The organism is Enterobacter sp. BIDMC 30 (assembly GCF_000534355.1).
In the GTDB taxonomy this organism is placed as follows: Bacteria; Pseudomonadota; Gammaproteobacteria; order Enterobacterales; family Enterobacteriaceae; genus Enterobacter; species Enterobacter ludwigii.
This window is the reverse complement of sequence record NZ_KI973169.1, coordinates 705577-724682: the sequence shown is the minus strand read 5'-3', so window position 1 is coordinate 724682 and position 19106 is coordinate 705577. Positions and strand designations below refer to the sequence as shown.

Genomic DNA, 19106 nt, shown 5'->3' with positions numbered 1-19106 from the left:
ATTGGACTGGCGCAGTCCGGGATGACCATGCTGTGTGTGACGCACGAAATGGGGTTTGCCAGAACCGTGGCCGATCGGGTGATCTTTATGGATCGTGGGGAAATCGTTGAGCAGGCACCGCCGGATGAGTTCTTCGCACATCCTAAATCTGAACGTACGCGGGCTTTCCTGTCACAAGTGATCCATTAAGCGTGTCTTAGCCCGGTGGCGCTTCGCTTACCGGGTCTGACTTTTTCCGGGAAACATAACGCAAAAAGGCCATCCTTTCGGATGGCCTCTTCACTTGTTTGATGCCTGGCAGTTCCCTACTCTCACATGGGGAGACCCCACACTACCATCGGCGCTACGGCGTTTCACTTCTGAGTTCGGCATGGGGTCAGGTGGGACCACCGCGCTAAAGCCGCCAGGCAAATTCTGTTATCTGTATCAGCTGAAAATCGTCTCTCATCGCCAAAACATCTTCGGCGTTGTAAGGTTAAGCCTCACGGTTCATTAGTATCGGTTAGCTCAACGCATCGCTGCGCTTACACACCCGACCTATCAACGTCGTAGTCTTCAACGTTCCTTCAGGAGACTTAAAGTCTCAGGGAGAACTCATCTCGGGGCAAGTTTCGTGCTTAGATGCTTTCAGCACTTATCTCTTCCGCATTTAGCTACCGGGCAGTGCCATTGGCATGACAACCCGAACACCAGTGATGCGTCCACTCCGGTCCTCTCGTACTAGGAGCAGCCCCCCTCAATTCTCCAGCGCCCACGGCAGATAGGGACCGAACTGTCTCACGACGTTCTAAACCCAGCTCGCGTACCACTTTAAATGGCGAACAGCCATACCCTTGGGACCTACTTCAGCCCCAGGATGTGATGAGCCGACATCGAGGTGCCAAACACCGCCGTCGATATGAACTCTTGGGCGGTATCAGCCTGTTATCCCCGGAGTACCTTTTATCCGTTGAGCGATGGCCCTTCCATTCAGAACCACCGGATCACTATGACCTGCTTTCGCACCTGCTCGAGCCGTCACTCTCGCAGTCAAGCTAGCTTATGCCATTGCACTAACCTCCTGATGTCCGACCAGGATTAGCTAACCTTCGTGCTCCTCCGTTACTCTTTGGGAGGAGACCGCCCCAGTCAAACTACCCACCAGACACTGTCCGCGACCCGGATCACGGGTCTACGTTAGAACACCAGCCATTAAAGGGTGGTATTTCAAGGTTGGCTCCACGCAGACTGGCGTCCACGCTTCAAAGCCTCCCACCTATCCTACACATCAAGGACCAGTGTTCAGTGTCAAGCTATAGTAAAGGTTCACGGGGTCTTTCCGTCTTGCCGCGGGTACACTGCATCTTCACAGCGAGTTCAATTTCACTGAGTCTCGGGTGGAGACAGCCTGGCCATCATTACGCCATTCGTGCAGGTCGGAACTTACCCGACAAGGAATTTCGCTACCTTAGGACCGTTATAGTTACGGCCGCCGTTTACCGGGGCTTCGATCAAGAGCTTCGCGTTACCGCTAACCCCATCAATTAACCTTCCGGCACCGGGCAGGCGTCACACCGTATACGTCCACTTTCGTGTTTGCACAGTGCTGTGTTTTTAATAAACAGTTGCAGCCAGCTGGTATCTTCGACTGATTTCAGCTCCACCCGCAGGGGCTTCACCTACATATCAGCGTGCCTTCTCCCGAAGTTACGGCACCATTTTGCCTAGTTCCTTCACCCGAGTTCTCTCAAGCGCCTTGGTATTCTCTACCTGACCACCTGTGTCGGTTTGGGGTACGATTTGATGTTACCTGATGCTTAGAGGCTTTTCCTGGAAGCAGGGCATTTGTTACTTCAGCACCGTAGTGCCTCGTCATCACACCTCAGCGTTAACAAGGAACCGGATTTACCTGGAACCTCCGCCTACATGCTTAAACCGGGACAACCGTCGCCCGGCTAACATAGCCTTCTCCGTCCCCCCTTCGCAGTAACACCAAGTACAGGAATATTAACCTGTTTCCCATCGACTACGCCTTTCGGCCTCGCCTTAGGGGTCGACTCACCCTGCCCCGATTAACGTTGGACAGGAACCCTTGGTCTTCCGGCGAGCGGGCTTTTCACCCGCTTTATCGTTACTTATGTCAGCATTCGCACTTCTGATACCTCCAGCACCCCTCACAGGACACCTTCAACGGCTTACAGAACGCTCCCCTACCCAACAACACATAGTGTCGCTGCCGCAGCTTCGGTGCATGGTTTAGCCCCGTTACATCTTCCGCGCAGGCCGACTCGACCAGTGAGCTATTACGCTTTCTTTAAATGATGGCTGCTTCTAAGCCAACATCCTGGCTGTCTGTGCCTTCCCACATCGTTTCCCACTTAACCATGACTTTGGGACCTTAGCTGGCGGTCTGGGTTGTTTCCCTCTTCACGACGGACGTTAGCACCCGCCGTGTGTCTCCCGTGATAACATTCTTCGGTATTCGTAGTTTGCATCGGGTTGGTAAGCCGGGATGGCCCCCTAGCCGAAACAGTGCTCTACCCCCGAAGATGAGTTCACGAGGCGCTACCTAAATAGCTTTCGGGGAGAACCAGCTATCTCCCGGTTTGATTGGCCTTTCACCCCCAGCCACAAGTCATCCGCTAATTTTTCAACATTAGTCGGTTCGGTCCTCCAGTTAGTGTTACCCAACCTTCAACCTGCCCATGGCTAGATCACCGGGTTTCGGGTCTATACCCTGCAACTTAACGCCCAGTTAAGACTCGGTTTCCCTTCGGCTCCCCTATACGGTTAACCTTGCTACAGAATATAAGTCGCTGACCCATTATACAAAAGGTACGCAGTCACCCCATAAAAGAGGCTCCCACTGCTTGTACGTACACGGTTTCAGGTTCTTTTTCACTCCCCTCGCCGGGGTTCTTTTCGCCTTTCCCTCACGGTACTGGTTCACTATCGGTCAGTCAGGAGTATTTAGCCTTGGAGGATGGTCCCCCCATATTCAGACAGGATACCACGTGTCCCGCCCTACTCTTCGAGTTCACAGCCTGTGTGCTTTCGTGTACGGGACTGTCACCCTGTACCGTGCGACTTTCCAGACGCTTCCACTAACACACAAGCTGATTCAGACTCTGGGCTGCTCCCCGTTCGCTCGCCGCTACTGGGGGAATCTCGGTTGATTTCTTTTCCTCGGGGTACTTAGATGTTTCAGTTCCCCCGGTTCGCCTCGTTAACCTATGTATTCAGTTAACGATAGTGTGTCGGAACACACTGGGTTTCCCCATTCGGACATCGCCGGGTCAAAGGTTCATATCACCTCGCCGGCGCTTTTCGCAGATTAGCACGTCCTTCATCGCCTCTGACTGCCAGGGCATCCACCGTGTACGCTTAGTCGCTTAACCTCACAACCCGAAGATGTTTCTTTCGATTCATCACCGGCTTGCGAAAATTTGAGAGACTCGAACACACATTAACTGTGTGTCGTTTCAATTTTCAGCTTGATCCAGATTTTTAAAGAGCAAATATCTCAAACGTCACCCGAAGATGAGTTTTGAGATATGTCGGCAGGTGACTTTCACTCACGAACCAGCAAGTGGCGTCCCCTAGGGGATTCGAACCCCTGTTACCGCCGTGAAAGGGCGGTGTCCTGGGCCTCTAGACGAAGGGGACACTGAAGTCTCAATCGCAAGACGCCTTGCTATTTACTTTTCATCAGACAATCTGTGTGGACACTACAAAGGCAGGTTCTTTAAGGTAAGGAGGTGATCCAACCGCAGGTTCCCCTACGGTTACCTTGTTACGACTTCACCCCAGTCATGAATCACAAAGTGGTAAGCGCCCTCCCGAAGGTTAAGCTACCTACTTCTTTTGCAACCCACTCCCATGGTGTGACGGGCGGTGTGTACAAGGCCCGGGAACGTATTCACCGTAGCATTCTGATCTACGATTACTAGCGATTCCGACTTCATGGAGTCGAGTTGCAGACTCCAATCCGGACTACGACGCACTTTATGAGGTCCGCTTGCTCTCGCGAGTTCGCTTCTCTTTGTATGCGCCATTGTAGCACGTGTGTAGCCCTACTCGTAAGGGCCATGATGACTTGACGTCATCCCCACCTTCCTCCAGTTTATCACTGGCAGTCTCCTTTGAGTTCCCGGCCGGACCGCTGGCAACAAAGGATAAGGGTTGCGCTCGTTGCGGGACTTAACCCAACATTTCACAACACGAGCTGACGACAGCCATGCAGCACCTGTCTCAGAGTTCCCGAAGGCACCAATCCATCTCTGGAAAGTTCTCTGGATGTCAAGAGTAGGTAAGGTTCTTCGCGTTGCATCGAATTAAACCACATGCTCCACCGCTTGTGCGGGCCCCCGTCAATTCATTTGAGTTTTAACCTTGCGGCCGTACTCCCCAGGCGGTCGACTTAACGCGTTAGCTCCGGAAGCCACGCCTCAAGGGCACAACCTCCAAGTCGACATCGTTTACGGCGTGGACTACCAGGGTATCTAATCCTGTTTGCTCCCCACGCTTTCGCACCTGAGCGTCAGTCTTTGTCCAGGGGGCCGCCTTCGCCACCGGTATTCCTCCAGATCTCTACGCATTTCACCGCTACACCTGGAATTCTACCCCCCTCTACAAGACTCTAGCCTGCCAGTTTCGAATGCAGTTCCCAGGTTGAGCCCGGGGATTTCACATCCGACTTGACAGACCGCCTGCGTGCGCTTTACGCCCAGTAATTCCGATTAACGCTTGCACCCTCCGTATTACCGCGGCTGCTGGCACGGAGTTAGCCGGTGCTTCTTCTGCGGGTAACGTCAATTGCTGCGGTTATTAACCACAACACCTTCCTCCCCGCTGAAAGTACTTTACAACCCGAAGGCCTTCTTCATACACGCGGCATGGCTGCATCAGGCTTGCGCCCATTGTGCAATATTCCCCACTGCTGCCTCCCGTAGGAGTCTGGACCGTGTCTCAGTTCCAGTGTGGCTGGTCATCCTCTCAGACCAGCTAGGGATCGTCGCCTAGGTGAGCCATTACCCCACCTACTAGCTAATCCCATCTGGGCACATCTGATGGCAAGAGGCCCGAAGGTCCCCCTCTTTGGTCTTGCGACGTTATGCGGTATTAGCTACCGTTTCCAGTAGTTATCCCCCTCCATCAGGCAGTTTCCCAGACATTACTCACCCGTCCGCCACTCGTCACCCGAGAGCAAGCTCTCTGTGCTACCGTTCGACTTGCATGTGTTAGGCCTGCCGCCAGCGTTCAATCTGAGCCATGATCAAACTCTTCAATTTAAGTTTGATGCTCGTGAATTAAACTTCGTAATGAATTACGTATGTTCACTCAGAGACTTGGTATTCATTTTTCGTCCGAGGACGTTAAGAATCCATGTCACTTTGAGTGCCCACACAGATTGTCTGATAAATTGTTAAAGAGCAGTTGCGACGCGGCTTACAGCTCACCGTCGCGAGGTGGCGTATATTACGCTTTCCTCTTTCAGAGTCAACCCTGAAATTCAGGATTTTTTCTCTTCAACCGACCGGGTTAACTGTGAAGTGATTCACATCTGCCGTGTCGATGGAGGCGCATTATAGGGATCCCAATTTTTAGCACAAGTACTTTTTGGATCTTTTTTTCCAACTGTCGATTTTCCGCGCTTTTCGCTGAAATCCCACCCAATATGCTTAAATATTGACGCTTTTTGCCTTGCCTCGATCCAATAATATGATCAAGTCTTCTATATAGTGCTCATCGTTCGAGGTAGATATGTCCGCAGTGTTACGTCCTTATAAAGATCTTCTCCCCCAAAAAGGCGATCGCGTGATGATCGATGCCAGCAGCGTGGTCATCGGCGATGTTCGAATGGCCGATGACGTCAGTATCTGGCCGCTCGTCGCTATTCGGGGGGATGTAAACCATGTAGCCATTGGCGCACGCACCAATATTCAGGACGGTAGCGTTCTGCACGTAACCCACAAATCCTCCTATAACCCCCAGGGCAATCCACTCATCATTGGAGAAGATGTCACCGTCGGCCATAAAGTGATGCTTCACGGCTGCACTATTGGTAATCGGGTTCTTGTTGGCATGGGGTCGATTTTGCTGGATGGCGTCATTGTAGAAGATGACGTGATGATTGGCGCAGGCAGCCTTGTTCCCCAGAACAAAAGACTGGAGAGCGGCTATCTCTATTTGGGAAGCCCGGTAAAACAGATCCGCCCCCTGAAGGAGGCAGAGATCGAAGGATTAAAATACTCGGCGAATAACTACGTTAAATGGAAGAATGACTATCTGAGTCAGGATACCCAGACCCAGCCCTGATCGTCTTCCTGCTGATCGCGGATTAAATCGCTGGCTTCCTCTTCAAGATCCCAGCGATTTTCACAAAACACCTCTAACGGGTCTGAACCACCAAAGCGACGCAACAGCGTTTCCCCACGAATGGCGCAGGTAAGTTGCATTCCATGCACCAGCACCGGGAAACAGACCGCCTGTTTACTCTCGTCCCAGCTTTCCCTGTCCGGAAAATGAATTGCCTGATTCACACCGTGAGCTCCCTTTTCAGCTTTTCAATGACCGGTTCGACCGAAGGCAATACACCGTGCCAGAGCAGCACCGCGTGTGCCGCCTGCCCCACCAGCATTCCCAGCCCATCGGCTACGTGTTTTCCGCCGTGCTGTTCACACCAGTTCAAAAAAGGTGTCTTCCCTTTCTGATAGAACATGTCGTAGAAGTAAATATGGGCACTTACCAGCGAAGCAGGGATCGCCGGCACGTCACCACCGATACCGCTGGAGGTGGCGTTGATGATCAGATCAAACTCACGATCGGCAAGTTCATCCAGGGCGACCGCGCTCACGCTGCCGGTATGTGCGAACAACGCAGCCAGCGCTTCTGCCCGCGAGAAGGTCCTGTTTGTAATGGTCACCGCGCAATCCAGTGACAGCAGAGGCAGCAATACTCCCCGCGACGCTCCGCCCGCACCAATCAGCAGAACCCTGAAACCAGGTTTAATAAACGAGAGCCTTTCCAGATCGCTCAGTAACCCAATTCCGTCAGTGTTATCTCCCAGCAGGCGTCCATCCTCAAGCCGTTTTAAGGTATTCACTGCACCCGCAAGGGAAGCACGCTCTGTGAGTTCATCCGCACGTTCGAAGGCTTCCTCTTTAAACGGTACCGTTACATTCGCACCTTTGCCACCCGCGTTGAAGAAACCCTCCAGCGCAGGAATAAATGCATCAACAGGTGCCAGCACGCGGCCATAGGGATGATTTATTTGCAGTTGCTCGGCAAACAGTTGATGGATTAACGGTGACTTGCTGTGCGCTATCGGATTACCAAAAACAGCATAGGTTTCCATTGGATTACCCCTGGCGAAAACGTTCGCCGGTCAAGGCGTCGCGGATTTCAGACGGATTGAGGCGCCCTCCCGTCTCACCGACGGCAACCGGGAAATCATTCCCAAACTGCGCCCTTACTTCGTCGGTTGTGCGGCAAGGTGGCTGCCCGGTCAGATTCGCGCTGGTTGAGACCAGTGGTTTTCCAAAGGCCAGGCAAAGTTCGACCACCAGCGGATGGTCCGTCACGCGCACGGCGAGGGAATCAAAGCGCCCGGTCAACCAGCGCGGCGTTGTCGGCTTCGCCGGGAAAACAAAGGTCACGGGGCCGGGCCATGCTGAGAAAATAGTCTCCCGCTGCTCCGGCGTTAGCATGGAATCATCGATATAAGGCTTAAGCTGCTCATAGTTAGCAGCGATTAAAATAAGCCCTTTTTCGACTGGCCTCTGTTTAAGTGTGAGCAGTCGGGCAACGGCCGTTTCGCTGTCAGGATCGCAACCGACCCCAAAAACAGCTTCAGTTGGATAGGCGATGACTTCTTCATTTTTCAGGACATCCACCGCATGAGCAATGGAGCCTGATGGCAGGTTATTCTTCACTGTTTTGATCCGCCGGAACCGGCTTTCCACATTGTTTACTGGCGCAGAAGCGTTTCAAACCTTGCGCCGTTTTTTTCTCTATAAGTAGCGGATAATTGCAATGAGAGCAGACACCCGCTACCGGTTTGAAATTGATAACAAACTGACATTCAGGATAGCGATCGCAGGAATGAAAGGTCTTACCAAAACGAGAACGGCGCTGCACCAGTTGTCCACGCTGGCATTGAGGACAGGCAATAGCCGTTTCATCGGGTTTATCAATTTGTTCTGTATGTTCACATTCAGGATAGTGGCTACAGCCAATAAACATGCCGAAACGCCCCTGACGTAGCGCTAACTCGCTGCCGCAAAGAGGGCAAAGCTGTCCCTCCAGAATTTTAACGATATGTCCATCCGCCTGGCTTTTCAGGGGACGGACATAATCACATTCCGGATAGTGGGAACAACCGAGAAACGGGCCGTGTTTCCCGGACCGAATAACAAGTTCAGCCCCGCACTGCGGGCAGGGCTCATTTTTATGCACCGTGAATAGTGCTGATTTGGCCATAACAACTCTTGGTGCTACACATTGAATTAATGCAGCATACCTTCATTCACTTCAAAGAGTAATTCTTCCATTTGCTGATAGGCATTTTCACAGCCTGGAATATTAAACAGAACCATCAGGATGACCCACTTGAGGTCTTCCAGTTCGAAGTCTGCCGTATCCAGCGCCATAACGCGCTCTATCACCATCTCTCTCGTTTCGAGGTTTAGCACCTGAATCTGCTCAAGGAATAAAATGAATCCCCGGCAGCTCGCGTCCAGCCTTTCACACTCTTCAGCTGTGTAGATGCGCACAGACAATGGGTCAGAAGCTAACTGCATCGGTTCGGCGAGGCCTTCCTGATAATCAGCCAGTTTTTCCAGCCACATCAACGCATTATAGATATCTTCCCGCTCAAACCCCGCATCGGTAAGATCCTGTGTCAATTTGTCCTGATCCACTCGCATTTCTGCTTCGTTATGGATGTAAGTCTCAAACAAATACATCAGTACGTCGAACATGGCTTGCCCTCCTTAATCGGACATAGCCGCCGGGTACAGCTGCGATCCATCCTGCTAACTCCAGTTCGAGTAGCTGTGCTACCGTAACTGGCACAGGTTGGCCGGCACGTTCAGCGACAACGTCAACAGGTGTTACCTCATCTCCTACGTTAGCCAGGAGCTTGGGAAATGGCAATGCCACCTTTCCCTGATCTGATGAATAATGTCGCTTTTCGGGATCTTCCTGCAGCCATTGCAATCCATATTGCAAATTTTCAAGAATGTCCCTGACTTCCGTTACCGGTGTTGCACCCTGCTTTATCAGCCAGTGCGGCCCTTCGCATCCCGGGTTACCAATTGGGCCGGGTAAGGCAAACACGTCTCGCCCCTGCTCAAGCGCGCACCGTGCGGTCACAAGCGAACCGCTGCGTACCGCTGCTTCAACCACGAACACCCCCTGACTTAGCCCGCTGATAATTCGATTACGCCGGGGAAAGTGTCCCGGCCGGGGCTGCGCTGATAGCGGAAACTCAGACACTATCGCGCCACCAGAATCGATAAGCCGCGCAGCCAGCGCCTGATGCCGACGAGGATAAATACTAAAGAGACCGTTACCCAGCACCGCAACGCTACGCCCTTTTGCCGATAGCGCAGCGTTGTGGGCGACACCGTCAATACCGCAGGCCAGCCCGCTGGTGATCGTTAAACCACTTTGAGAAAGCTGTTCACAGAGAATTTTTCCCCATCGCTCGCCGTACCATGACGGCGCACGGCTGCCAACAACCGCCAGTTGAACTGCATTCAGTACATTAGGGTTGCCTTTAACAAAGACTGCGCCTGGATAATCCGGGATCGTCCGGAGTAAGGGGGGATAAAGGGGGTGATCCGCCGTGATCAGATAGTTACCCGGCTGCTCAAGCCAGAGCAGGCTACTTTCCAGCTCACTTTCTCTGAGCGCAAAGAACCGTGCAGCCTGTTTGACAGACAGACCGGCGTCTCTGACAACAGGACCATCAATGGTTGTCTGGTTGTGCAATCGTGCTGCCGCTTCCAGCATCACATCGCCATAAAGAGAACCGGTGTGTATTAACCGTAGCCATAACTCAGTCGACGTCATCCTTTCCCCTGCCATAAGCGGCCTCCGCAATCATTGCGATTGGTCACTGATGCTGTCAATCGATGGGGGTTTTGTCTAGAATAGGAGATAATATTCTTATCAACTCCTGAACACGACTCTGGAAATTTATGGCAGTTTTGCAAGTGTTACATATTCCGGACGAGCGCCTTCGCATCGTCGCTGAACCGGTAAAAGAAGTGAATGCAGAAATTCAGCGTATCGTTGATGATATGTTCGATACCATGTACGCCGAAGAAGGTATTGGTCTTGCGGCCACTCAGGTCGACATTCACAAGCGTATTATCGTGATCGACGTATCTGAAAATCGCGATGGCCGCCTGGTGTTAATCAATCCTGAGCTGCTCGAGAAGAGTGGCGAAACAGGTATTGAGGAAGGTTGTCTGTCTATTCCGGAACAGCGTGCTTTAGTGCCGCGTGCCGAAAAAGTGAAAATTCGCGCCCTGGATCGTGACGGCAATCCGTTCGAACTGGAAGCTGACGACCTGCTGGCGATCTGTATTCAGCATGAGATGGATCATCTGGTCGGTAAACTGTTTATCGATTACCTCTCGCCGCTGAAGCAGCAACGAATTCGTCAGAAAGTAGAGAAACTGGATCGTTTGCGTTCTCGCGCATAACGTCCCCCCGGATACAAGGATCATCGTGTCTAAATCACTACGTATTATCTTCGCGGGAACCCCTGATTTTGCAGCGCGTCATCTTGACGCGCTGTTATCTTCTGGCCACCAGGTTGTTGGCGTGTTTACCCAACCGGATCGCCCGGCTGGCCGTGGTAAAAAACTGATGCCAGGTCCTGTTAAGGTGCTGGCAGAAGAGCATGGGTTACCTGTTTTCCAGCCAGCATCCTTGCGCCCTCAGGAAAACCAGCAGCTTGTCGCTGACCTGAATGCCGATGTAATGGTGGTGGTGGCTTACGGTTTAATTCTGCCAAAAGCTGTGCTTGATATGCCTCGCCTGGGTTGCATTAACGTGCATGGTTCTCTGCTTCCACGCTGGCGCGGGGCAGCACCTATTCAGCGCTCTTTATGGGCGGGTGATGCGGAAACGGGCGTCACAATCATGAAGATGGATGTAGGTTTAGACACCGGTGACATGCTTTATAAACTGGCCTGCCCCATTACGGCCGATGATACCAGTGCCACCTTGTATGACAAGCTGGCAGAGCTTGGCCCGCAAGGGCTGATTGAAACCCTCCAGCAGATTGCGAATAATACGGCGAAACCTGAAGTTCAGGATGAAGCGCTGGTCACTTACGCTGAAAAACTGAGTAAAGAAGAAGCCCGGATTGACTGGTCTCTGTCAGCGGCTCAACTTGAACGCTGCATTCGCGCCTTTAATCCATGGCCGATGAGCTGGATGGTTATCGACGAGCAGCCAGTGAAAGTCTGGAAAGCCTCCCTTATTGACGGTCACACAACGGCTGAGCCCGGTACGATTATCGACGCCAGCAAGAACGGTATTCAGGTAGCTACCGCACAAGGGATCCTGAATCTGGAATCGCTACAACCTGCGGGTAAGAAGGCGATGAGCGCACAGGATTTGTTAAATTCTCGTCGCGAATGGTTTATCCCGGGCAATCGCCTTGCCTGACCTCATTTAATTTTAGCGCCCGGTGTTTCCGGGCATTTTTATTTTTACGGTTATGAAAAAACAAAATTTACGCAGTATGGCGGCTCAGGCCGTTGAGCAGGTTGTCGAGCAGGGCCAGTCATTGAGCAATATCCTGCCAGCTTTGCAGCAAAAAGTGTCCGACAAAGACAAAGCTCTGCTTCAGGAGCTCTGTTTTGGCGTCCTGCGCACGCTTTCTCAGCTCGAGTGGCTGGTTAATAAGCTGATGTCACGTCCAATGACCGGCAAGCAGCGCACCGTGCATTATTTGATTATGGTTGGCTTCTATCAGCTTCTTCACACGCGTATCCCGCCTCATGCCGCACTGGCTGAGACAGTGGAAGGTGCCGTTGTGATTAAACGTCCTATGCTGAAAGGGTTGATTAATGGCGTTCTGCGCCAGTTCCAGCGACAGCAGGAAGAGCTTCTGGCTGAGTTCGGACAAAGTGAAGCACGTTATCTGCATCCTGAGTGGCTCCTGAATCGCCTTAAAAAAGCCTGGCCAGAGCAGTGGCAGGCAATTGCCGACGCGAATAATCAGCGTCCGCCGATGTGGTTACGCGTCAACCGTAATCACCATACGCGCGACGCCTGGCTGGCTTTACTGGAAGAGGCTGGAATGAGCGGCTTCACACATGAAGCATATCCTGACGCTGTGCGTTTAGCTTCCCCTGCTCCGGTACATGCTTTACCCGGTTTTGATGAAGGATGGGTGACCGTACAAGATGCTTCCGCGCAGGGCTGCATGGCCTGGCTGGAACCTAAAAACGGCGAGCACATCCTCGATCTCTGCGCCGCGCCAGGCGGTAAGACGACGCATATTCTGGAAGTGGCCCCTCAGGCAAACGTCATGGCCGTGGATATCGATGAGCAGCGTCTTTCACGCGTCTATGACAACCTTAAGCGCCTGGGAATGAAAGCGCAGGTTAAGCAAGGCGATGGCCGCAAACCCGCAGAATGGTGTGGTGAAACGCAATTCGATCGCATCTTGCTGGATGCTCCCTGCTCGGCAACCGGCGTTATTCGTCGCCACCCGGATATTAAGTGGTTACGTCGCGATCGCGATATCAAGGAACTGACTCAACTGCAATCCGACATTCTTGATGCCATTTGGCCGCACCTGAAGCCAGGAGGCACACTGGTCTATGCGACCTGTTCGGTCCTTCCGGAAGAAAACAGCCAGCAGATTGCAGCCTTCCTTAAACGTACCCCGGATGCAGTGCTACACGACACGGGCACGCCTGAACGCCCAGGCCTGCAGAATCTGCCGGCCGCTGAAGAAGGTGATGGCTTCTTTTACGCTAAGCTAATCAAAGAGTGATGTTGAGAACAGGTCACGAGATATGAAGATAATCATTCTGGGTGCCGGACAGGTTGGTGGGACGTTGGCTGAAAACCTTGTTGGCGAAAATAATGACATCACGATTGTCGATACCAATGGCGATCGGCTACGTGTTTTACAGGACAAATTTGACCTTCGCGTCGTGCAAGGTCATGGCTCGCACCCGCGTGTCCTGCGTGAAGCGGGCGCCGACGATGCTGACATGCTGGTTGCGGTGACCAGTTCTGACGAAACCAACATGGTGGCATGTCAGGTGGCCTATTCGCTGTTCAACACGCCGAACCGGATCGCGCGCATCCGCTCCCCGGACTATGTCCGGGATGCAGAGAAGCTGTTTAATTCCGAAGCGGTCCCTATCGACCATCTCATCGCCCCAGAACAGCTGGTTATCGACAATATCTACCGCCTGATCGAATATCCTGGTGCGCTGCAGGTGGTGAACTTCGCCGAAGGTAAAGTGAGCCTGGCGGTCGTTAAGGCCTATTACGGCGGCCCATTGATCGGTAATGCGCTCTCCACCATGCGTGAGCATATGCCGCATATTGATACCCGCGTTGCAGCCATTTTCCGCCATGACAGGCCAATTCGCCCACAGGGTTCAACCATAGTCGAGGCAGGTGATGAAGTCTTCTTCATCGCGGCATCTCAGCATATTCGCGCGGTAATGAGCGAACTGCAGCGTCTCGAAAAACCGTATAAACGCATTATGCTCGTTGGCGGTGGTAATATCGGCGCGGGACTGGCGCACCGGCTGGAAAAAGACTACAGCGTGAAGCTGATCGAGCGCGATCAACAGCGCGCGGCTGAGCTGGCTGAAAAGCTGCAAAACACCATCGTGTTTTATGGCGATGCCTCAGATCAAGAGCTGCTGGCAGAAGAGCATATTGATCAAGTTGATCTGTTTATTGCCGTCACTAACGACGACGAGGCGAACATTATGTCCGCCATGCTCGCCAAGCGTATGGGGGCAAAAAAGGTCATGGTGCTTATTCAACGCCGCGCCTACGTTGACCTCGTGCAGGGAAGCGTTATTGATATCGCGATATCACCACAGCAAGCAACCATTTCTGCACTGCTGAGCCATGTTCGTAAGGCGGATATTGTTGGCGTATCCTCCCTTCGCCGCGGTGTGGCTGAAGCCATTGAGGCCGTTGCTCATGGTGATGAAACCACATCACGCGTTGTGGGCCGCGCTATCGATGAAATTAAACTGCCACCGGGAACAATTATTGGTGCCGTGGTGCGTGGAAACGACGTGATGATTGCGAATGATAATTTACGTATCGAGCAAGGCGACCACGTCATTATGTTCCTTACCGATAAAAAGTTTATTACCGACGTCGAACGTTTATTCCAGCCAAGTCCATTCTTCCTGTAATCAATCAGGTGCTTATAAAAGAGCACCTGATTATTAACCCTCTTATTCCCATGCCTTTTATTTTTCATAACGATTAATTATCCCCAATGGAAATTAACTAATCATTTGTTAAACTTATAATCGTCAGTTGGCTCAAGGAGAAGAAAATGAGTTTAGTTAAAGAATTTCGCGAATTTGCGATGCGCGGGAATGTGGTGGATCTGGCAGTGGGTGTCATTATCGGTGCAGCGTTCGGTAAGATCGTTTCATCACTGGTAGCCGACATTATTATGCCTCCCCTCGGGCTGTTAATCGGGGGCATTGATTTTAAACAGTTTGCCGTGACGCTTCGGGATGCACAGGGGGATGTCCCTGCCGTTGTTATGCATTATGGCGTTTTCATTCAAAACATATTTGATTTCGTGATCGTGGCGTTCGCCATTTTTATGGCTATCAAGCTTATCAATAAGCTTAACCGTAAAAAGGCTGAAGAGCCGGCTGCGCCGCCTGCCCCGACAAAAGAAGAAGTGTTATTGACTGAAATTCGCGATCTGTTGAAAGAGCAAAATAACCGCTCTTAATCAGGCGTTGAAAAAAGGAAGGCCAGTGGTAAAAAAGCGATTCGCTTGCTTGCCACTGGCCTCCCAGTTACCCCGTTTTGCATGTTTCCCTTTTCGTAAATAACTCCCTTTTCCTTTTTTATTCTTCTCAATACGCTGCCTGAAAAGCGGGTCGTGGAGCAGTGCCTCAATGGCATTGTCCTGAATTTGCCCTTTCGTATGCTGATAGCGGCTCATAATTTCTCCTGAGCATGGTGTATGTCGACGGGAGTCTAGTCCCGGCTGAAGTAAAAATCAACAGCCCTGGGTTCCACTGGCCCCCTGTTCAAGGGCTTCAAGAATTGAACAATAAATACTGCTATGAGCTGTACCGCAGCAGGCGTCATTCAACCGTTGCAGAGAACGCTGCATGGTCTGCAGTTCCTGTATACGCGCTTCAACTTCATCAAGCCTTGCCTGTACGATGCTCTTCGACTCCAGGCAAGTATGGTGTTCAGGATCGATGCGGATCGAAAGTAACTCGCGGATCGAGTCCAGCGTGAAACCGAGCTGGCGAGCGTAGCGGATAAACCGTAAGCGCTGCAGGTCATGATCGGTATAGAGTCGAAATCCACCTTCAGTACGAACCTCGTGATCAATCATCTGCTGCTTTTCGTAATAGCGGATAGTGTCCGGCGTTACGTTAGCAAGCCTGGCAAGTTCACCGATACGGTACATGGTTATTCCTCATTTATTTTCTGCATTAGCCTGTCACTGTACTCACCGTGCAAAAAGTCTGTGCTCATTCCGGCCTGACGCATTTTGAGTTCGATGAGAGCCAGTCGACGGCTAATTTCACGGTGGCGGGGATCATCCTTGCGAATCCCTTTCAGCAGGTCAGCCAGTTGCATGGCCTCTTTACGCTGCTCCAGTTCCGGTGGTAAACAACCGGCATTTTTGAGTAAGCGATATCCGGCCCGTAATTCAGGGGCAACATGCGAATCATCATCAAGCACTAACGGCTCGCCGCGTCCCGCAAGGTTATCAAATTCGCCTTTTCGCTGAGCATCGCTGATATGGCGTTCTGCCCACTGGTCGAGCAACCACATGAATAACTCCAGAGGATGAACAGAAAAGATACAGATATTGTAGAGAAGTGGGGATTCAGCGGATATAAAAAAACCCGCCGAGGCGGGTTTTTTTACGTTACTACAGATTACTCTGCAGCAGCTTCTGCTTTAGATTCTGAACGATCAACCAGCTCGATGTAAGCCATCGGAGCGTTGTCGCCTGCACGGAAGCCACACTTCAGAATACGAGTGTAACCACCGGCACGGCTCGCGAAACGCGGACCCAGTTCGTTAAACAGTTTTGCCACGATCTCGTTATCACGAGTACGGGCGAATGCCAGACGACGATTTGCAACGCTGTCAGTCTTGGCAAGAGTAATCAGCGGCTCAACTACGCGACGCAGCTCTTTCGCTTTAGGCAGGGTCGTCTTGATGATTTCATGACGAACCAGTGAACCTGCCATGTTGCGGAACATAGCCTGGCGATGGCTGCTGTTGCGGTTCAGTTGACGACCACTCTTACGATGGCGCATGACCTTATCCTTCTCAGTAAAACCTTAACCTGTGATCCGGTTACTCGTCAGCAATGCTTGCTGGTGGCCAGTTTTCCAGGCGCATGCCCAGAGACAGACCACGTGAAGCCAGCACGTCTTTAATCTCGGTAAGAGATTTTTTACCCAGGTTCGGCGTTTTCAGCAACTCAACCTCGGTACGCTGTACCAGATCACCGATATAGTGGATAGCTTCTGCCTTGAGGCAGTTAGCAGAGCGGACAGTCAATTCGAGATCGTCAACAGGGCGCAGCAGGATCGGATCGAATTCTGGTTTCTCTTCTTTCACTTCCGGCTGACGAACATCACGTAAGTCAACGAAAGCTTCCAGTTGTTCTGCCAGGATGGTTGCCGCACGACGAATCGCCTCTTCAGGATCGATTGTGCCGTTGGTTTCCATTTCGATGACCAGCTTGTCCAGGTCGGTACGCTGTTCTACACGCGCTGCTTCAACATTGTAGGCAATACGCTCTACAGGGCTGTAGCATGCGTCGACCAGCAGACGGCCGATTGGGCGCTCATCTTCTTCCGAATGAATTCGGGCAGAAGCCGGCACATAACCACGACCGCGCTGAACTTTGATACGCATGCTAATCGCTGCGTTCTCATCGGTCAGGTGGCAGATCACGTGCTGCGGCTTGACGATTTCAACATCACCGTCGTGGGTGATGTCGGCTGCAGTCACAGGGCCAATGCCAGATTTATTCAGAGTAAGAATAACTTCATCTTTACCCTGAACTCTCACCGCCAGCCCTTTCAGGTTGAGCAGGATTTCAAGGATATCTTCCTGAACGCCTTCTTTGGTGCTGTACTCATGAAGTACACCATCAATCTCAACCTCGGTCACCGCGCAACCCGGCATCGATGAGAGCAGAATACGGCGCAGTGCGTTACCCAGAGTATGGCCAAAGCCACGCTCTAAAGGCTCAAGGGTCACCTTGGCGTGCGTCGAACTCACTTGCTCGATATCTACCAGGCGCGGTTTTAGAAACTCTGTCACAGAACCCTGCATTGTGTCCTCTCTTTGGTACTAAGCTTTACTTGGAGTAAAGCTCGACGATCAGGTGTTCGTTAATGTCCGCAGACAGATCAGAACGTTCTGGCTGACGCTTGAACGTACCTTCCATCTTGCCAGCATCAACTTCCAGCCAGGTTGGCTTTTCACGCTGCTCAGCCAGCTCCAGAGCGGCTTTCACGCGAGATTGCTTTTTCGCTTTCTCACGAATGCTAACAACGTCATTCGCTTTAACCTGATAAGAAGCGATGTTAACAACACGACCGTTTACCATGATTGCTTTATGGCTAACCAACTGGCGTGATTCAGCACGAGTCGCGCCGAAGCCCATACGGTAAACAACGTTGTCCAGACGACCTTCCAGCAGAGCCAGCAGGTTTTCACCTGTGTTGCCTTTCAGACGTGCTGCTTCTTTATAGTAGTTACGGAACTGACGCTCCAGCACACCGTACATACGGCGAACTTTTTGCTTTTCACGCAACTGCACACCATAGTCAGACAGACGCGGTTTACGCGCACCGTGCTGGCCAGGAGCTTGTTCAATTTTACACTTGGTATCGATCGCGCGAACGCCAGACTTAAGGAATAAGTCGGTGCCCTCACGACGGCTCAGCTTGAGCTTAGGACCCAAATATCTTGCCATTTTCTATCTCCAACTAACCTAAAAAACGAGCGTTATACGCGACGTTTTTTCGGCGGACGACAACCGTTATGAGGGATCGGAGTCACATCAGTAATATTCGTGATGCGGAAACCAGCGGCGTTCAGAGCGCGAACAGTAGATTCACGACCCGGACCCGGACCTTTAACCATAACTTCCAGATTCTTGATGCCGTATTCTTTTACGGCTTCTGCGCAACGCTCTGCTGCAACCTGAGCTGCAAACGGAGTGGATTTGCGAGAACCACGGAAACCGGAACCACCGGCTGTTGCCCAACCCAAAGCGTTACCCTGACGATCAGTAATAGTAACGATGGTGTTGTTGAAAGAAGCATGGATATGAGCCACGCCGTCAGAGACTTGTTTTCTTACACGTTTACGTGCACGAACTGGTGCCTTTGCCATTATTCAATCACCCCGATTATTTCTTGATCGGTTTGCGCGGACCCTTACGGGTACGTGCGTTGGTCTTAGTACGCTGACCGCGCACTGGCAGACCACGACGATGACGCAAACCGCGATAGCAACCAAGATCCATCAGGCGCTTGATGCTCATGCTGATTTCACGGCGCAGATCACCTTCAACGACAAATTTGGCAACTTCGTCACGCAGCGTGTCGATTTGTTCTTCAGACAGCTCACTGATCTTAACATCTTCAGCGATACCCGCTGCAGCCAGAATGGCTTTGGAACGGGTCTTGCCGACGCCATAGATCGAAGTTAATGCGATCACAGCATGTTTCTGATCAGGAATGTTAATGCCTGCTATACGGGCCACTATGCACTCCTACTATTTAATATGTACGCACCATGCTGAAAAGCCCGTTTTCAGGATACTCAAATGGAAACGTACAGACATACAAAAGATTGGCTGGCTAATCTAGCCA

General features: G+C 51.8%; 20 protein-coding genes, 1 tRNA gene, 3 rRNA genes and 1 pseudogene. 7 read left to right on the top strand and 18 right to left on the bottom strand.

Annotated features, from left to right (window positions below):
* Positions 1–189 (top strand): annotated as a pseudogene (locus L466_RS18740) (amino acid ABC transporter ATP-binding protein); the annotation flags it as partial.
* Positions 190–292: 103 nt separating this feature from the next.
* Here L466_RS18740 and rrf read toward each other — a convergent pair.
* From rrf to L466_RS18760, 4 genes are all read right to left on the bottom strand, one after another.
* Positions 293–408 (bottom strand): 5S ribosomal RNA (gene rrf / locus L466_RS18745).
* Between the two features lie 63 nt (positions 409–471).
* A 23S ribosomal RNA gene (locus L466_RS18750) occupies positions 472–3377 on the bottom strand.
* Between the two features lie 192 nt (positions 3378–3569).
* A tRNA-Glu gene (locus L466_RS18755) sits at positions 3570–3645 on the bottom strand.
* An 85-nt stretch (positions 3646–3730) separates the two neighbouring features.
* A 16S ribosomal RNA gene (locus L466_RS18760) occupies positions 3731–5270 on the bottom strand.
* Together the 16S, 23S and 5S rRNA genes with 1 tRNA gene alongside form the textbook arrangement of a ribosomal RNA operon.
* Before the next feature lie 472 nt (positions 5271–5742).
* Between L466_RS18760 and L466_RS18765 the strand changes: the two genes are divergently transcribed.
* On the top strand, positions 5743–6297 hold the full coding sequence (locus tag L466_RS18765) for a gamma carbonic anhydrase family protein (protein WP_014171882.1): 555 nt from the start codon (positions 5743–5745) through the stop codon (positions 6295–6297).
* Here L466_RS18765 and L466_RS18770 read toward each other — a convergent pair.
* Genes L466_RS18770 through dprA form a run of 6 tightly spaced genes read right to left on the bottom strand, consistent with a single transcriptional unit; the run spans position 6273 to position 10056 of the window.
* Positions 6273–6521, bottom strand: a complete 249-nt coding sequence (locus tag L466_RS18770) for a DUF1488 family protein (RefSeq protein ID WP_014171883.1) — start codon at positions 6519–6521, stop codon at positions 6273–6275. The two genes, L466_RS18765 and L466_RS18770, sit on opposite strands and share 25 nt — an antisense overlap.
* The gene (gene aroE / locus L466_RS18775) at positions 6518–7336 is read right to left on the bottom strand and encodes a shikimate dehydrogenase (RefSeq protein ID WP_032680173.1); all 819 of its coding nucleotides are present in this window, start codon (positions 7334–7336) and stop codon (positions 6518–6520) included. Before aroE ends, L466_RS18770 begins: the two co-directional genes overlap by 4 nt.
* A gap of 4 nt (positions 7337–7340) precedes the next feature.
* Positions 7341–7913: an L-threonylcarbamoyladenylate synthase type 1 TsaC gene (tsaC, locus tag L466_RS18780; protein WP_032680171.1), complete on the bottom strand. Its 573-nt coding sequence runs from the start codon at positions 7911–7913 to the stop codon at positions 7341–7343.
* Entirely contained in the window at positions 7903–8460 is a 558-nt protein-coding gene (locus L466_RS18785) for a DNA topoisomerase family protein (RefSeq protein WP_032680170.1), read from the bottom strand. Before L466_RS18785 ends, tsaC begins: the two co-directional genes overlap by 11 nt.
* Before the next feature lie 26 nt (positions 8461–8486).
* A complete protein-coding gene (gene smg / locus L466_RS18790) occupies positions 8487–8960 on the bottom strand; it encodes a DUF494 family protein Smg (protein ID WP_014171887.1) in 474 nt (157 codons plus the stop codon).
* Positions 8932–10056, bottom strand: coding sequence for a DNA-protecting protein DprA (gene dprA, locus L466_RS18795; RefSeq protein ID WP_032680169.1), 1125 nt, complete (start codon positions 10054–10056; stop codon positions 8932–8934). The genes smg and dprA overlap by 29 nt, the downstream gene beginning before the upstream one ends.
* 128 nt (positions 10057–10184) lie before the next feature.
* On the opposite strand from dprA, the gene def reads away from it, so the two are divergent.
* The 5 genes from def to mscL all read left to right on the top strand — a co-directional run bounded on the left by def (position 10185) and on the right by mscL (position 14965).
* Positions 10185–10694: a peptide deformylase gene (gene def, locus L466_RS18800; RefSeq protein ID WP_008503479.1), complete on the top strand. Its 510-nt coding sequence runs from the start codon at positions 10185–10187 to the stop codon at positions 10692–10694.
* Positions 10695–10719: 25 nt separating this feature from the next.
* Positions 10720–11667, top strand: coding sequence for a methionyl-tRNA formyltransferase (gene fmt, locus L466_RS18805; protein WP_032680168.1), 948 nt, complete (start codon positions 10720–10722; stop codon positions 11665–11667).
* A 52-nt stretch (positions 11668–11719) separates the two neighbouring features.
* Entirely contained in the window at positions 11720–13006 is a 1287-nt protein-coding gene (gene rsmB, locus L466_RS18810; protein ID WP_032680167.1) for a 16S rRNA (cytosine(967)-C(5))-methyltransferase RsmB, read from the top strand.
* Positions 13007–13028: 22 nt separating this feature from the next.
* Positions 13029–14405: a Trk system potassium transporter TrkA gene (gene trkA, locus L466_RS18815; RefSeq protein ID WP_014171891.1), complete on the top strand. Its 1377-nt coding sequence runs from the start codon at positions 13029–13031 to the stop codon at positions 14403–14405.
* 146 nt (positions 14406–14551) lie between these two features.
* Positions 14552–14965: a large-conductance mechanosensitive channel protein MscL gene (gene mscL, locus L466_RS18820; RefSeq protein WP_014171892.1), complete on the top strand. Its 414-nt coding sequence runs from the start codon at positions 14552–14554 to the stop codon at positions 14963–14965.
* On the opposite strand, the gene L466_RS18825 is transcribed toward mscL, so the two are convergent.
* The 8 genes from L466_RS18825 to rpsM all read right to left on the bottom strand — a co-directional run bounded on the left by L466_RS18825 (position 14966) and on the right by rpsM (position 18997).
* The gene (locus L466_RS18825) at positions 14966–15181 is read right to left on the bottom strand and encodes an alternative ribosome-rescue factor A (RefSeq protein ID WP_032680166.1); all 216 of its coding nucleotides are present in this window, start codon (positions 15179–15181) and stop codon (positions 14966–14968) included.
* A 57-nt stretch (positions 15182–15238) separates the two neighbouring features.
* Positions 15239–15661 (bottom strand): Zn(2+)-responsive transcriptional regulator, encoded by a 423-nt coding sequence (zntR, locus tag L466_RS18830; RefSeq protein ID WP_032680165.1) that lies wholly within the window; start codon positions 15659–15661, stop codon positions 15239–15241.
* A gap of 2 nt (positions 15662–15663) precedes the next feature.
* Positions 15664–16032 (bottom strand): DnaJ family domain-containing protein, encoded by a 369-nt coding sequence (locus L466_RS18835; RefSeq protein ID WP_032680164.1) that lies wholly within the window; start codon positions 16030–16032, stop codon positions 15664–15666.
* 107 nt (positions 16033–16139) lie between these two features.
* Positions 16140–16526, bottom strand: a complete 387-nt coding sequence (rplQ, locus tag L466_RS18840) for a 50S ribosomal protein L17 (protein ID WP_001216372.1) — start codon at positions 16524–16526, stop codon at positions 16140–16142.
* 40 nt (positions 16527–16566) lie between these two features.
* Entirely contained in the window at positions 16567–17556 is a 990-nt protein-coding gene (rpoA, locus tag L466_RS18845) for a DNA-directed RNA polymerase subunit alpha (protein WP_002919219.1), read from the bottom strand.
* 25 nt (positions 17557–17581) lie between these two features.
* Positions 17582–18202 carry a 30S ribosomal protein S4 gene (rpsD, locus tag L466_RS18850; RefSeq protein WP_004868345.1) on the bottom strand — a complete coding sequence of 207 codons (621 nt, stop codon included), beginning with the start codon at positions 18200–18202 and terminating at the stop codon, positions 17582–17584.
* A gap of 32 nt (positions 18203–18234) precedes the next feature.
* Positions 18235–18624: a 30S ribosomal protein S11 gene (gene rpsK / locus L466_RS0122265; RefSeq protein WP_003863312.1), complete on the bottom strand. Its 390-nt coding sequence runs from the start codon at positions 18622–18624 to the stop codon at positions 18235–18237.
* 16 nt (positions 18625–18640) lie between these two features.
* Complete coding sequence (rpsM, locus tag L466_RS18855; RefSeq protein WP_003863308.1) at positions 18641–18997, bottom strand: 30S ribosomal protein S13; 357 nt, start codon at positions 18995–18997, stop codon at positions 18641–18643.
* Positions 18998–19106 lie beyond the last annotated feature (109 nt).